Raw genomic sequence first — 14117 nt, 5'->3', positions numbered from 1 at the left:
AAGTAACGTATGTTAGAGCATCGAGAGTTTTATGGCGTCATTTAAATATACAGGGCGAAATGCCAACGGTAGCCAAGTGAAAGACAGCATCGATGCTGCCAATGTAGATATTGCTGCAGAAAAATTATTTAAAAAGGGTATTACTCCCATTTCTATTATCGCAGCGAAAACAGGTGGAAATGCTGCGAGTATAGATGTCTTTGAGTTACTCAATAATGGTCGGGTTTCATTAGAGGAACTGATAGTTTTTTGTCGACAAATGTATGCGTTAATGCGTTCGGGCGTACCTATATTACGGGCAATTAATGGCATGGTTGAATCAGCGAATTCGATCTCGTTAAAAAAAGCATTAACTGATATAGGAAAGCAACTTGAGGGTGGTTATACCTTTTCTTCAGCATTAAATGGACACCCTAAAATTTTTGACCATCTTTTTGTCTCTCTAGTACATGTAGGGGAAAATACCGGTCAATTAGATCAAGCTTTTCTAAAGTTAACCACTTATCTTGAACGTGAATTAGACACCCGTAAACGTATTAAAGCTGCATTGCGTTACCCCAGTATGGTGTTAATTGCTATAGCTGCAGCTATGGTCATTTTAAATATTTTTGTCATCCCAACGTTTGCCAATATGTTCACTCGTTTAGGAGCTGAGCTACCATTTGCTACGCGATTTATTATTGCCAGTTCAAATTTATTTATAAATTATTGGCACTACATGTTACTTGGCATCTTTGTGGTTTTAATTATGATTAGGAAGTCCCTTAAAACAAAGAAGGGGCGATACCAGTGGGATAGACGTAAGATAAAAATCCCTATTATCGGCAGTATTATCGAACGTTCAATTTTAGCGCGTTTCTCACATAGTTTTGCCATCGTTTTAAAAGCGGGTGTACCTATGACTACGGGATTAACATTAGTGGCAGAAGCCGTTGATAATAGTTACATGCAGGAAAAAATTTCTGCCATGCGTCAAGGTATCGAAAGTGGAGAAAGCTTATTGCGCTCAGCTGTAGCTAGTGCCTTATTTACGCCGTTAGTATTGCAGATGGTGGCTGTAGGTGAAGAAACTGGTCGAGTTGATGAATTACTCACCGAGGTGGGTGATTACTATGAAAGAGAAGTTGATTATGACTTGGCAACGCTAACGGCGAGAATTGAGCCGCTACTCTTAGTGGTCGTTGCTGCTATGGTACTCGTGTTAGCACTAGGTATTTTTACCCCTATGTGGGATATGGCCTCGGCTATGCAGGGGTAGTAGAAAAATTCATGGAAAAAGCACCAAACTATACAGAGAAAAAGCAACGTTCAATTATTGAATTTTTAATCGTTGTAGTAATCATTGCTATCATGATGAAGCTGTTAGTCGATGTGTTTTTTAGCCAACAAGCAAAGATTACTAATACGGCCTTTGTGGGCTTAGCACAAAGCTTTACCAGTAAAGTTAACGTGATACATGGGCAATGGCTTATGGATAAACAGCCGCATACAGTGGTGTTAAATCGACTCAATAGTAATGTAAAAGAATCTATTCACGTTAATGAGATGGGTTGGGTTGATAGTGAGCATTCTAGCTTGGCCTGCAACAAAATTTGGCAGCAAACATTAGCCATACCATTACAGGTGGTTAAATCAAAAGTAATAGCAATCGAAATTCAGAAAAACACTATTAAAAACGGTCGGTTATGTCGTTATAGTATTGCTAATGGGCAATATTTTGATTACCGTAGTGACACAGGTAAAGTAAAGCAGGGTTAGTTAATTTGCTAATGAATAAATTAAGGTCATACAAATAAATAGTTCGATAGAAAATTTATTTAGCAAGTACAAGTAATTACAACTATTTAACATTGAAAAATGGTTTGCAAGTGTCCATAATGTTAATATAAGTATTCAGGTCAGTTTACTATGTAATTTGAAGCGAACGTTTATAGAGTAAGTCTATGAAGTTTAAACTGATGCATCAACAGATATAAAAAGGTTATCTCAATGATAAAAATCATTTCCCATAATAGGATTTCCCTAATTAGTCAGGAACAGACAGCCGTTCGTGTACTTAAGCAAAAGGGCTTTACCTTAATTGAATTGGTTATTGTTGTAGTTATATTGGGATTTTTAGCCGCAACCGCGATTCCTAAGTTTGTCGATTTAACTGAACAAGCTAAACAGGCAAATATAGAAGGTATGGCAGGTGGTTTTGCTACAGGTGTGTCATTAGCACGTTCTCAGTGGGAGGTCGAAGCTCGCCCAAAAGATACCAATGATATCAACATGGTTAATTATGATGGTACCGTTGTTTATTTAACCAGTGAAGACAGAGAGACATCGCCAACTATTAGCCCTGGTTATATTGTCGGGACTAATAGCGGTGCAGGAATAAACTCAAAGACTATGGCTATAGCTGATTGTATCTCTGTATGGAATAGCTTATTGCAGCAACCACCTCTTATTGCTAGTAATGTTACTGACATTAATGATGATGAGAGTTATAGGTATTTGGCAAATGTTACGGGTAGTGGCGCAACTACCTTATGTCATTACCACTTAAAAGAAACATTAGCTCGCAACAGTGATGGTAATTATATTGCGCCATCACCATTAACAGCTGTTGGTAATAGTTTTAGTTATCAGCCTGCTAATAGCTCGGTAATTATTTATATTAATGATAAATCGTAAACACTAATATCATTTATTGGTGTATACATCTTGTACAGTATTTAATTAAGTATTTTAAACTAAGTTAAATTAATTTTGATCGTAAATTGAGGAAGAAACATGAGAAGTAGTATGAATGTAAAAACAAGTCAAAAAGGTTTTACCTTAATTGAATTAGTTGTGGTAATCGTGATTTTAGGTATTCTAGCGGTAACAGCAGCACCTAAGTTTATTGATTTAACTGGAGATGCTAAAAAGTCAGTAATACAAGCGGTAGAAGGTTCTCTTAACTCAGCTGCCGATATGGCTCATGCTAAAGCTTTGATCGCAAATAAGGTAGATGGAGATATAAGTGTTGCGGGTACAACTATCACTTTAGTGAACGGTTACCCTAATAAGACTTCTATAGACACGTTGCTGGATATTGACACTTCTTCTAGTGACTCTGTATTTGTTTTAGATACAACGGGTACTAGTGCAGCAACATATTCTTATAAAGGTTCTACAGCAGCGACTTGTCAAGCCATTTACACTGAGGCAGTTGATACAAATAACAAACCAGTGATTAATAGTGTTGTAACGGATTGTTAATATTTAAGTAATACTCAATTAAAGCCGAGTTAAGCTCGGCTTTTTTGTGTCTGCTATTAATAACTTTTTAAGAGGTATTCTGTTCAACACATCCTTTTAAGATTATTCGCCAGATAGATAAAACTAATAAGGCATATCAACTACCACGATCTTATTGACCATAATCAAGAGCTATGTCTTAGAGTGTCTTTCTATTACTGGTGAGTTTTGTCACCTTTCCTTGGTTGTAACACACTATCTTGCCACTCAGGTTTTTGAGGATAAGTTCGTTTTGCTTCCTTAAGCAATAACTGATATTGCTTGGTTCTATTAAGAGTTTTTAACACGAGTAAAGCGTTTGAATAAAGAGATGTTCTTGGTTTATGTTTGATCCGTCTTAATACCCAATCTAAATAGAGTTCTAATTTACTTACATCCTTTTCACGTAATCCTGAAATGAGTATATGAGAATAAACAGCGGCATCTAAACGACTTTGCCATGCAATGGGGTTGATGATATCGTTTAAATGCTTTAGGGATTCTGAACTGGTAATATCCTTCTCATGTGCAACAAGAATGTTTGCAGTGTGTAAAGTAGTTACTAAAAAAGGAATGAAAATAGCTGGAATTAACAGGGCAAAAAAGCGCATTAAAAAAGTTTGTGGACAAGTGATAAAGTTAAACTCTTTATTTTCAGCTAATGCATATATGTCTACTAACCAAAGCATAATCAAAAATACTAACCAATGGCTAACTGAGCTATAAAAAGGAAACTCCAACTGGCTATGCAAGAGTATTGGAAATATCAGGGCTAATAACGCTAGACTTTGTTTGTGAGGAATTTTTAGCCAAGTAGTGATATAACCAATAGTAAAAAATATAAAGGCAGTTAAAGCTACAATACCGCCTTCAACCACCCAGAAAAGTACTTCATTGTGTGGGTGTGATAAACGAGTAATAGTCTTGCCTATATCTGGGTGGTCAACCGCATAGGTATTGAAATGATCAATGAAACTGCGCTCAAAGCTGCCGTAACCGTAACCCAATAACGGCTTTTCTTTTACCATATCAGCACTGACAACAAATATAACATCACGAGCACCGACATTTTCATACACCTGCTGACCACGAATAGGCGTATCAGAGTTTTCAAGACTTATAAATGCACCTAGTGTTGCTATTACGATGATGGAAAAGTTAATGACTAATTGCTTTTTATTTATTTGGTAAAGATAAGGTGTAATAAGTACTATCACAACAATTGCAGCAACAAAACCAGTGCGAGACTGCAATAAAACAAGTAAAAAACAACTAACAAAAAGGCTAATAACAATAAGGAATTTAATAGCTAATGTATTTTTAAATAGGTTCTTCTGGACTGAAAGAAACAAAGTAATAGCCAAGCCGGTAGCCATAAAGCTTGCCATAACATTTGGTTGCAAAAATACACCGTGTGGTCGACTGCTACCCACAATATAACCACCCCAAACACCCTCCTCGAATAAAAAAAATTGTACTAAACCAAAACTAGCTTCAATAACAGTGGCTAGCATAATAATTGCAAGTAAGCGCAAAGCTTCAAGTTTCGATAATTGAAATTGATAAAGAGAGAAAAGAAACAGTAACCCACCTATCAAGGCTAAAGTTCGAGGAATAGCATGGTCGGTAAATTCAAAATTATAAAAAATAGGTATGATTAAACAAGCACAACCTAAACTTAGCCATAATAGCATTTTGCTATAGTAAATTTTCTTATTTAGAGTAATTTGCCAAAGGCCCAGAGCGATAAGTATAGAGGTGATTAGCCAAGCAATAATATTATAGGAAAAGTATAATCCTACTCCGCCAGGAGTATCTAAAATGATGTGCATGCCCACGATAAAATAAAGCACAAGAAAAAATTTAAAATAAGGTAATAAAGTCAAAATCAATGCTAGCAATAAAATACGATGATTGAGTATACAATCTATAGCTAAAGTGTTGTAATATATTAATTATATTTTTGGTAATAAGTTTGTTGATACTAAATTTGTTATTTATATTAACAGCATGCGAAATTCAATAGAGATACACGATGAATAATAAGGGCTTTACTTTAATTGAGTTAGTAGTAGTGATTGTTATTTTAGGCATTTTAGCTGTAACGGCTGCTCCTAAATTCATGAACTTAAATGCAGATGCAAAAACTTCCACTTTGTATGGAATTCAAGCTGCTATGCAAAGTGCTGCAGCACTTGTTTATGGCAAGTCAATTGTTAAAGGTAATCATAAGGAAGCATTTAGCTTATCAAACACGGTCAATATAGGCGACTCTGTTAATGGTGGTGAATTACCTATTGCATATGGCTACCCTGTTGGAGACGCTTTTCATTTTGAAAGGATAGTTCCACTTGAAACTGGCGATACATATAAATATACTGCTTTAGGTGCAAGCAATGTTACTTTGATTGTTTATTTTGATGATGATTATGATATCGGTGCGAAACCTACTAGCATCGATGATGCTTGTATTGCAGTTTATCTTATATCAGAAGGTCCGGGTAAAAGTCCCACTTTTAAAGTTAATGATTGTGTTTAATGATAAAGGGCAATTTATATGAATTTAACCATAAAAAAGAGTTAGGTTTTACTCTGATAGAGTTGATTGTTGTTATTCTGCTGATATCAATAATGTCGGTAACAGTGCTGCCAAAGTTTCTCACCTCAAACGGCTTCGAAGAATTCACTTATCGTGATGAGTTAATCACTAAATTAAGAGCAATTCAGCTACGTTCAATGCAACAAACTACTGACGCAGTTTGCCACCAAGTTCATATTCAAACTACCCCTTCTATCATAGGCTTGCAGGATACTGTTTCGGATGAAAGTGCAGTTGAAAGATGCCGAACGTCTAACATAGATCGCCCTGAACTCTGTTACACATCAGACAGCAAAACAATTTGCTACGCAGGTGAGACCACCAGAGTTGAGGTTGATAGCAAACATAGTGTTAGCTTTACGCTTTCTGGCGGTTTAACCAGCTTTTCATTTTCTTCTTTAGGGCGTCCTGAAGCTCCAGGCTGTGGCGATGAAAATACCTTATGTGAACTTATACTAACAGTGGAAGGTGAAAGTTTATTAAGAATTGAAATAAACCGCGAGGGTTATATTCATGCTATCTAGTCGTTATGGTTTTAACCAAAAAGGTTTTACGTTAATAGAAACTATTGTAGGTATGGTTGTTTTAGCGATATCTTTCTCTGTACTCACCACACTTATTCATCCTGTTGCACAGCAAAGTGCTGACCAATTACATCAAGTTAAAGCCGCTGAATTAGCACAGTCAGTACTGAATGAAATTCAAAATAAAGCCTTTGATAATAATTCAGACATGGCAGGAGGACGGCTTCGTTGTGGCGAGACTGATGCTCCAGATTGCTCTACTGATATGGGGCCAGAAACAGTTTCAGGGATTAAAGAAACAAGAGCTACTTTCAATGATGTTGATGACTACGATGGTTTGAAATATGGCCCTGATGAGGATGACGAAAAAGAAATTAAAAACTCACAAGGACAACCGTTAAGTTTATATATCGGTTATTCAATGAGTATTAGTGTTCGTAATGATGCAAATTATGATGGTAGTTTCCCTACGACACCTTTACCAAGAGCAATATCCGCAGCTAAGTTAATTACAGTAACCATTACTACGCCCACTGATTTTTTAATGAGCTTTTCAACTTATAGAGCGAATTTCTGATGAAGCAGCGAATAAGAAAGGCATCATTGGGTTTTACCTTAATTGAAATGATAGTAGTTATTATCATCTTAGGAGTGCTTGCTGCGGGGATTAGTACCTTTATTGGACTTTCAACACAAATTTTTACTGAAACAACAGCCAGAGACCAGTTAGTATCTTCGGCGCGTTTTGCTGTTGAACGCTTAAATAGAGATGTTAGAAATGCGCTACCTAACAGTCTACAGCTTACAAATTTAAACCGATGTTTAGAGTTCACACCTATTATAGAAAGTACTATTTATACAGATATACCAGTACAACCGGATACGGCTAAGAATAACATTAGCGTAATTCCTTTTAAGGAGACTCTTGTGGACACTTGGCGGGCAATTGTTTATCCGTTAAATCCGAATGATGTTTATGATGATAGTAGCGGTAAAGTACATGATGTTGAGCGTATTGTTGACGACACTCTTAATAAATGGGTTATTGTTATAAATGATGGTACAGCGACACATTTTACTGAAGATTCTCCGACCCAAAGGCTTTATTTTATTAACGGAAATGATACGGTTTTGTATTGTTTACTGGAAGGAAATCTAACAAGAAATGGTATTTTGATGGCACAAGATATAGGTAATACCAATCCATTCGAGATACAACCTGCGACTTTGCAGCGTAACGCCATGGTGCAAATACATTTTAGGTTTGAAAAAAATAATGAACAAGTAACTTTCAATAATGAAATACAGGTGCTAAATGTTCCGTAAATCATCAATAAAAATGAGAACATCAAAGAAACAGCAAGGTAGTGCACTAGTGCTTGCTCTTTTTATTATGGTTGTGACTACCTTGTTGGGAGCAGCGCTTGTGCGTATGATTAGCTCTAACTCAGAAACAATTGCTTATGAAGTCATTGGCACTAGAGCTTATCAAGCCGCTCAAGCGGGAGCGCAAAGAAAACTGAGTGAATTATTTCCTCTGAATACTAATACGCCTCCTATCCCTCCTACTACTGGTCAATGCTCCGGTTCCGCATCATATGATTTTTTTATGATTGAAGGGTTAGAAAACTGTCAAACTTCGGATGTAGAGTGCATCGTTGGTCCTACTGTTGACGAAATCACCTATTATACTATCACCAGTACGGGTCAGTGTAATTTCGCAGGGGTTTTTACTTCAAGAACCATTGAAATTAAAGCTAGGCGTTTAGAATAATTATTTTTCGGGCATCTAGTGTCTATTTATACATTTCTCGCAATCTATTAATTGTATAACCTTTTCCAACATTTAAATTCATAAACTTGCAGTCAATGGATTAATACTTTAAAGAATGAACTAACTTTGTTCTATTTACTGATAATAATGGCGTTCTAATTCAGCCTCTTCAGTTTTAAATTCTGATGCTAGTCTTGTAGATTCATCAACGGTGAACGATTTTATCTCTGGTTTTGTGAGTAGTGAATAGGCTTTTCTAGTTATTCAATAAATTTGGGATGCTTTTAGTCCGCAATACACTTTTTATATAAGAGAAAATTTGTCGCTGGGTGTTATCCTGCATCAATTCGAGAGCCTTTAACTGTCCTTATTTTTGCAACAGCCTTTATCCTTTACAAACTAAGATGAGAAAAGCTGTATTCTAATTATTCCTTAATAGTTTATTCAGTAAAAAAAATTAATTAAAACCTCGTTCTACGGGGCTTTTTTTATGCTTTATATTGCAAAAATAAGTGCTTAGCGTTACCTTTGTATGAACTTCTGCCATATGAATTGTAGCCTTAACGCCAATATGTCTAACCCTCTCTCACAATTTCCTGAAAATAAAGCGCCCTTCAATATACCTAGCATAATTAATCAGCAAGGTAACTCTCTAGTATTAGCCCTATTTGTGATGATTATATTGACTGTCTTAGGTGATTTTTTATGGGTATGATTTCAACAGGCAGTGAGATAGCCTCAAAAGAAATATTAGACACTCGTTCTTATATGGCCGCTAATTCGGCTATGCAGGCTGAGTTACAAATTCTATTTCCTCTAAGAACCACAGGTGTTTGTAATGCTACCAACGTTGCTTCTTATGACTTTCAAACAGTGATAGGTGATGATATCCCCGGACTATACGACTGTGAAGCCTTCACAACATGTGATAATTATTATTCAGACACAGAAAATCCGCTTGCAGTGATTCAATACTATCGGTTAGTAAGTAAAGGTAAATGTGGCAGTTGCTCTATGGAAATTGATAGTAAGTCTATAGTGAAAAGTAGCCGTACCATTCAAGTTGAAGCGAGGCGTTTATAAATGAACTTTGTTCGCGTATTGATGCTTATTTTTCTTTCTATTCTAACGAATAATGTTTTTGCAAATTGTTCATTTGAGCATATAGGGCATGCGACTTTAAATGAAGTTTTTGCCAAGTTGAATGGTAATAACAATCAGCGTAGAGGGTATTTGGAAGTTAAAATTCTGGATAGCTCTGTAACAAGTGCAGTTTATAACACATGGAAAGTGAAGATTTGTACCAACGCTAGCTGTGAGACCTTGCCACTATCGAGCGCAAATACAAGTAATTTGCCATGGGTTTATTTTGACAAAAATGATTTTAATATTAACTTAATCGATTTTGACAATGGCTTTGACCTTTCATTAATAGATGGTAGTAATGACTTTATTGACTACATTGAAGTAGGAGCAGGCCCGCAAGATTTTGAAGGGACTTGTAGTTATGATGACTTAGCGTATGTTTTTCCTATTCCAGGCACAAACTCAGGAACAAAATTATTAAATAGATCCCCTGATGGTATAGGCTCTTGGATAGCGTTTAGTGCTAATAATAGTGAAACACCTGGTGAGGGTAATACTCCTCCGACAAATAATCCTTACTTAGTCGTCTCAGATGACTCTGTAATGCAAGGGGAAGGTGAACATTTTGTCATTTCAATTGAAGATGCTTCCGGTGTCCCAAGTTACAGTTTAAATGATATTAATATTGAATATAAAACATCTGATAACACTGCAGAGTCTCCAACTCATTACAGTGGAGTATCTAGTACTCGACTAACAATTCCAGCAGGTTTCAACAGTGCAACTATACCCATCGAAACGATTTTAGTTGGTGACCAAATAACGCGGAATTTTAACTTTGACCTTAATAACCCTGTTAATGCCATTATTGGAGATAGCCGCGGTATTGGTACAATTACACCCCAATTATTACCCATCCTAGATTACCGGCTTGACGAGTGTAGTTATACAGGGATAAACGGTGATGTAATTGATCAAATGGGAGATTACTCAGGTCAATCTTTTGGTAATGTTAATACCAATACTGATGGACAAATTGAACGTTTTACTGATATATCAAATGCAGATCATCATATTGAAACTTCGGTGCCATTACCTACCAATTTTTCTGTATCAACGTGGTTCAAAAAGCCCACGTCAGATTTAGGTAATCCCATTTTTGTTTTAGGGGCTATGCAAAACGGCGGTGATTTACTATACATTGATAGAAATAATGAATTGAAATGGGGTGTTTATAATGGTTCAAGTTCAACTTCAGGTAATTATTCTTTTGGCAGTTTAGATGGTAATTGGCATCACTTAACTTTAGTTTATTCAGCAGGACAAACACAACTTTATATTGATGGTATTTTAGAAGAAACTCTTGCTGATGCGCCATCAGGCACGCTTAAGTACATAGGCACTTCTTCTGACGATATTAATAGTAGTGAAGCACAAGGGTTTAGAGCGCCACTAGACGAGTTCCTTGTTTATGATGAAGCATTAACCGCCGCAAATATATCAGTAATCTATAACAATCAACTAGCTAAGAAGAACTATGACGGTTCAATCAGGGATGCTGTAAATTGTAACTCGATTGAACTAGTGGCAGGACGAGTGACCTTAAATAATACTGCAGATGATCCCTCCTTTACGCATGTTTGTTTTGATGAACCTTTTTCGGTTGTTCCAGTAGTATTTAGTTTGCCTAATACTGCTAGTAATGCTGATCGCCTGGCACTGAGAATCCGCAATGTTACTGTAAATGGCTTTGATATTGCTCAGGTAGAATCACCAGAAGACGCCAACCCCAACCCCCCTGCGGGTAACCTACCTCAAACTGTCGATTTTTTGGCTATAGTAGAGGGAGATTATGATTTAGATGGCGGAGCGAAGATGCGGGTAAGCTCTTTAGCTACTTCAACGTTTCAAGGCAGAGCATTTAGTGGTAATAGTAGAGGTTGGGAAACCATATCAACTGCAGGTCTAGGTTTTACCCAAACACCAGCCATTATTGCTTCCATTCAAACCATGAATAATGAACCTAACAATGCAAACCTAACAGGCCCTTTCCCTGAATCGGATCCCTTTTTGGCTACTACTGTCAGAAACGTTACTAACAATGCGTTTCAGATAGCTTTGGAAAGAGGAGAAACAAACTCTGGCACTATCGGTAGCGATGAAACCATCGGCTACATAGCCATTTCCTCTGGATTTCAGGGGAACTTAACTTCTGAAATTACTTACGAATCATTTCGAACCGGCAATAATATTACAGGTATCAATACTTGCCGAAGCTTCAATTTAACTGATAGTTATGTCGATAGCCCCTTAGTGATTGCTAGTCAAAACACTCGCTCTGGTGGTGATGGTGGCTGGCTAAAACGTTGTACAATTTCTACTACTAATGTTGGTTTCAGCATTGTAGAAGACGGTGACCGAGATATGGACACTACTCATATTAATGAGCGTGCTGGTGGTTTGGCTCTTGGTGGAATTTTTAAAGACTTTACCAATAGCTGTCCGTCGTCGTCAATCGATCACTTTGAAATAAATATGCTTAATGGGCAAGGCTTAACTTGTGAGCCAGATATTATCAAATTACGTGCCTGCAGTGATCCATCTTGTAGTATTTTAAACCCTGATGCTGTCGATGTGGTGTTATCCGTCTCGGATAGTATGAGCGATGTGTTAACTAAAAATGTCACAATTGTTGGTGGTGAAATTGATGTTGAATATATTCATACCAAAGCTGAGGTCGTGTCATTAAGCTTAGATCAAACGTTTGAATGTTTAAATGGCTCTCCTACCTTATGTGATGTTACTTTTGCCGATGCGGGTTTTAGGTTTGTTACTGACTCAGGGGATTTAACTTTACCCGTGCAGCTTTCAGGGAAACCTTCAAATATTGGTTTTAATGCGGATACCTTCAAAATTGAAGCGGTTAAAACTGATGATGCAACCGGTGCTTGTGCACCACTTTTGATCACGGGTGAATCTATTGAAATGGCGGCAAGTTATCAATCACCTGGTACAGGAACTGAACTGGTTAATATTTCAGGTCAAAATATCGGCACAGCCATCACTGGTACCGTTTTTGATAGCTTACCATTTATAGCCGTTCCGTTAGACTTTGGCGGTATTACTCAGCACAGTGCAGAGTATATTTTTACTTACCCTGATGCAGGTTCTGTTGTTTTAAATGCGCGTTATGAATTACCAGATGATGAGGGTAACCCTTCAGGAGATTTCATAAAAGGTACTTCTAATCCAATTATAGTACGCCCATTTGCTTTTGATATGTTTATTGATAACAACCTACCCACAGGTGACACAAATTATAAAGTAAACCCTAAAGCGCAAAGTGGACTACCATCGAATAATGTTTTCATGGCTGCAGGAGAAGATATTAAAATAAGTATGAGGGCAGTCGCTTGGAAACTCGGTGATGATGACAATGCTAATGGTTTAGCAGATGAAGGCGAAGACTCATCTACTAATGTCACCACAGAAAACTTTACGGGGATTGAGTTAGAAAGCTTAACTCACACACTTGTTGAGCCATCTTCGGTCACACCTGGCATTTTAACCGTTAGTGATAGTGGTAATTTTGGCGCTGGAGTTAAAGTCGATACAGCGACCTACGACGAAGTTGGTATTATATCGTTGCAGGCGTTAACAGAGAATTACATAGGTAGTGGCGAAAATATTGAAGGGTTCGTGCCCTATGTAGGGCGTTTTACTCCTCACCACTTTACCGTAACTTTACAAGATAACGGTGCATTAATGGGATCTTGCGAAGCTATACCAAACGCTGATGAACCACTTACAGGCTTACCTTTTGTGTTTAGTGGTCAAATGTTATGGGATAGTGGAACTTCATCTATAACTACAATAGGGGCATTAAGGTATTTTACTAACTTAAACCCTGAGTTCGAGATTGAAGCGAGAAATAAAAATGATGCTCTTACAAAAAATTATGTTGGTGATTTTTATAAGTTATCGCTAACAAGCTTTGCTCGCTTAACGGTAGCCTTACCTGTTGGTTCAACTACACTAGCGCCAGATACTGATGCTGTCCGACTAGGCAAAGATGATGATAAGTTAGTGAGGTTATTAGCAAACATAAATGATGCAACTTTGGCGGATGACAATGGAAAAACGACTTATACTTATGCCAACTCTGACAATTTTGTCTACTTACATGAAGAAAACAGTGAAATAAATGAATTTACTTCAGACATAAGATTATCAATGGTCTCAATTATTGATGAAGATACTATTTCTACAGAAGATGCTGATGGCGTTGATACTAACGGGATTATCCTTACGTTAAGCCCAACTGGAGTACCCATCCTCTTTGGTCGTGCTCAGCTTGAAAATAGTTATGGTCCAGAAACATCACCTTTACAACAATCATTATCAGTGACTTATTTTAAAGATGGTCAATACAAAGTGGCTGAGGATGACTACTGTACACCATATAATTCAAAAGAAGTAACCATCACCAATATCGATTTATCTTCAACTTTACCTGAGACTAACGTTGTTAATGGTAAGTTTATTACTGAAGTTCCTCCAGGAGAAACACGTAAGATAATTCTTGATGCGCCAGGAGTAAGTAACACAGGGCAAGTGTGTGTTAGTTACAGTATTCTACCTTGGTTACAATATAAATGGGCTACAGACGTTGATAATTTACAATGCCCATTTACGTCTACTGATGTTGATGGTTTGTACAATGACAATCCGTTTGGGATAGCTACCTTCGGTTTATTCCGCGGAAATGATCGCATTATTTATCAACGAGAGGTTCTTCGCTAAATGAGTCCACTTAATTGCTGAACTTAAAAGAAAATAAAATTAGATAAATCTTCAAAAGCGTAGTAGT

12 protein-coding genes are annotated in these 14117 nt (G+C 37.0%); 11 read left to right on the top strand and 1 reads right to left on the bottom strand.

The features are described from left to right. The first annotated feature begins 31 nt into the window (after window positions 1-31). The 4 genes from CXF79_RS20860 to CXF79_RS23870 all read left to right on the top strand — a co-directional run bounded on the left by CXF79_RS20860 (window position 32) and on the right by CXF79_RS23870 (window position 3246). Complete coding sequence (locus CXF79_RS20860) at window positions 32-1258, top strand: type II secretion system F family protein (protein ID WP_011045301.1); 1227 nt, start codon at window positions 32-34, stop codon at window positions 1256-1258. Between the two features lie 11 nt (window positions 1259-1269). After that, entirely contained in the window at window positions 1270-1758 is a 489-nt protein-coding gene (locus tag CXF79_RS20855) for a hypothetical protein (RefSeq protein ID WP_101157645.1), read from the top strand. A 231-nt stretch (window positions 1759-1989) separates the two neighbouring features. After that, window positions 1990-2676: a type II secretion system protein gene (locus CXF79_RS20850; RefSeq protein ID WP_101157643.1), complete on the top strand. Its 687-nt coding sequence runs from the start codon at window positions 1990-1992 to the stop codon at window positions 2674-2676. Window positions 2677-2775: 99 nt separating this feature from the next. Further along, window positions 2776-3246, top strand: a complete 471-nt coding sequence (locus CXF79_RS23870; protein WP_101157641.1) for a type II secretion system protein — start codon at window positions 2776-2778, stop codon at window positions 3244-3246. Between the two features lie 194 nt (window positions 3247-3440). On the opposite strand, the gene CXF79_RS20840 is transcribed toward CXF79_RS23870, so the two are convergent. After that, a complete protein-coding gene (locus tag CXF79_RS20840; RefSeq protein WP_101157638.1) occupies window positions 3441-5150 on the bottom strand; it encodes a PglL family O-oligosaccharyltransferase in 1710 nt (569 codons plus the stop codon). Window positions 5151-5299: 149 nt separating this feature from the next. Between CXF79_RS20840 and CXF79_RS23865 the strand changes: the two genes are divergently transcribed. From CXF79_RS23865 to CXF79_RS20805, 7 genes are all read left to right on the top strand, one after another. Then, window positions 5300-5803, top strand: a complete 504-nt coding sequence (locus CXF79_RS23865; RefSeq protein WP_101157636.1) for a type II secretion system protein — start codon at window positions 5300-5302, stop codon at window positions 5801-5803. Next, complete coding sequence (locus tag CXF79_RS20830) at window positions 5803-6387, top strand: type II secretion system protein (protein ID WP_101157634.1); 585 nt, start codon at window positions 5803-5805, stop codon at window positions 6385-6387. The genes CXF79_RS23865 and CXF79_RS20830 overlap by 1 nt, the downstream gene beginning before the upstream one ends. Further along, window positions 6377-6964 carry a type II secretion system protein gene (locus tag CXF79_RS20825; RefSeq protein ID WP_101157632.1) on the top strand — a complete coding sequence of 196 codons (588 nt, stop codon included), beginning with the start codon at window positions 6377-6379 and terminating at the stop codon, window positions 6962-6964. The genes CXF79_RS20830 and CXF79_RS20825 overlap by 11 nt, the downstream gene beginning before the upstream one ends. Further along, window positions 6964-7713, top strand: coding sequence for a PilW family protein (locus CXF79_RS20820; protein WP_101157630.1), 750 nt, complete (start codon window positions 6964-6966; stop codon window positions 7711-7713). The genes CXF79_RS20825 and CXF79_RS20820 overlap by 1 nt, the downstream gene beginning before the upstream one ends. Further along, the gene (locus tag CXF79_RS20815; protein WP_101157628.1) at window positions 7703-8161 is read left to right on the top strand and encodes a PilX N-terminal domain-containing pilus assembly protein; all 459 of its coding nucleotides are present in this window, start codon (window positions 7703-7705) and stop codon (window positions 8159-8161) included. The genes CXF79_RS20820 and CXF79_RS20815 overlap by 11 nt, the downstream gene beginning before the upstream one ends. Before the next feature lie 705 nt (window positions 8162-8866). Further along, window positions 8867-9244, top strand: a complete 378-nt coding sequence (locus tag CXF79_RS20810) for a hypothetical protein (RefSeq protein WP_101157626.1) — start codon at window positions 8867-8869, stop codon at window positions 9242-9244. Beyond that, window positions 9245-14050, top strand: coding sequence for a LamG domain-containing protein (locus tag CXF79_RS20805; RefSeq protein ID WP_101157624.1), 4806 nt, complete (start codon window positions 9245-9247; stop codon window positions 14048-14050). Window positions 14051-14117 lie beyond the last annotated feature (67 nt).

The organism is Colwellia sp. Bg11-28 (assembly GCF_002836245.1).
Lineage (GTDB): Bacteria > Pseudomonadota > Gammaproteobacteria > Enterobacterales > Alteromonadaceae > Colwellia > Colwellia psychrerythraea_A.
This window is presented reverse-complemented; position numbering and strand designations above follow the sequence as displayed.

What these genes read in the sequence shown, in the direction of transcription:
- CXF79_RS20860 (WP_011045301.1), top strand. Translation starts at nt 32, where the DNA reads ATGGCGTCATTTAAATATACAGGGCGAAATGCCAACGGTAGCCAAGTG.
- CXF79_RS20855 (WP_101157645.1), top strand. Translation starts at nt 1,270, where the DNA reads ATGGAAAAAGCACCAAACTATACAGAGAAAAAGCAACGTTCAATTATT.
- CXF79_RS20850 (WP_101157643.1), top strand. Translation starts at nt 1,990, where the DNA reads ATGATAAAAATCATTTCCCATAATAGGATTTCCCTAATTAGTCAGGAA.
- CXF79_RS23870 (WP_101157641.1), top strand. Translation starts at nt 2,776, where the DNA reads ATGAGAAGTAGTATGAATGTAAAAACAAGTCAAAAAGGTTTTACCTTA.
- CXF79_RS23865 (WP_101157636.1), top strand. Translation starts at nt 5,300, where the DNA reads ATGAATAATAAGGGCTTTACTTTAATTGAGTTAGTAGTAGTGATTGTT.
- CXF79_RS20830 (WP_101157634.1), top strand. Translation starts at nt 5,803, where the DNA reads ATGATAAAGGGCAATTTATATGAATTTAACCATAAAAAAGAGTTAGGT.
- CXF79_RS20825 (WP_101157632.1), top strand. Translation starts at nt 6,377, where the DNA reads ATGCTATCTAGTCGTTATGGTTTTAACCAAAAAGGTTTTACGTTAATA.
- CXF79_RS20820 (WP_101157630.1), top strand. Translation starts at nt 6,964, where the DNA reads ATGAAGCAGCGAATAAGAAAGGCATCATTGGGTTTTACCTTAATTGAA.
- CXF79_RS20815 (WP_101157628.1), top strand. Translation starts at nt 7,703, where the DNA reads ATGTTCCGTAAATCATCAATAAAAATGAGAACATCAAAGAAACAGCAA.
- CXF79_RS20810 (WP_101157626.1), top strand. Translation starts at nt 8,867, where the DNA reads ATGGGTATGATTTCAACAGGCAGTGAGATAGCCTCAAAAGAAATATTA.
- CXF79_RS20805 (WP_101157624.1), top strand. Translation starts at nt 9,245, where the DNA reads ATGAACTTTGTTCGCGTATTGATGCTTATTTTTCTTTCTATTCTAACG.